Raw genomic sequence first — 712 nt, 5'->3', positions numbered from 1 at the left:
GGTTCCGGGGCCGGTGTCGTCGTGCTGCGGCGGCTGTCCGACGCGCTCGCCGACCACGACCACATCCACGCCGTGCTGCCCGGCTGGGCGATGACCAACGACGGCGCCGACCGGGCCGGGTACGCCGTGCCGAGCCCGGCGGGCCAGGCGGCCGCGATCGCGGAGGCGCTGGCCGTGGCCGAAGTGGACCCGGCCGAGGTGAAGCTGATCGAGGCGCACGGCAGCGGCACGCCGCTGGGCGACGCCATCGAAGTCGCCGCGCTCAACCGGGTGTACCGCGACGTCCCGCCCGGTACGTGCGCGCTCGGCTCGGTCAAGACGAACATCGGGCACCTCGACGCGGCCGCCGGGGTGGCCGGCCTGATCAAGGCGGTGCTCGCGGTGCGCCACGGCGTGATCCCGCCGAACCTGCACTTCACCGCGCCGCACCCGGAGGTCGACCTGGCCGGTGGCCCGTGCTTCGTGCCGGTCAAGGCCACCGACTGGCCCGACACGTCCCGCCGGGTGGCCGGGGTCAGCGCGTTCGGGCTGGGTGGCACCAACGTCCACGTCGTCGTCGAAGAACCGCCGGGGCCGGGTTCGCGCGTCACGGCCGAGGGGCCGCACGTCCTGCCGGTGTCGGCGCGCGACCCGGAAGCCCTGCGCCAGGCCCTTTCCGCGCTGCGGGACCGGCTCGCCGCCGATCCGCCGGACCTCGCCGACGCCGCGTACA

1 protein-coding gene is annotated in these 712 nt (G+C 76.0%); it reads left to right on the top strand.

The features are described from left to right. Positions 1–712, top strand: a 712-nt coding sequence (locus G3I65_RS11975; RefSeq protein ID WP_160696166.1) for a ketoacyl-synthetase C-terminal extension domain-containing protein, incomplete at both ends; no start/stop codon positions are given.

Source organism: Amycolatopsis sp. SID8362 (assembly GCF_010550475.1).
GTDB lineage: Bacteria > Actinomycetota > Actinomycetes > Mycobacteriales > Pseudonocardiaceae > Amycolatopsis > Amycolatopsis eburnea.
Note: the sequence above shows the minus strand (reverse complement) of the source record. Positions and strands in the feature narration are given on the sequence as shown.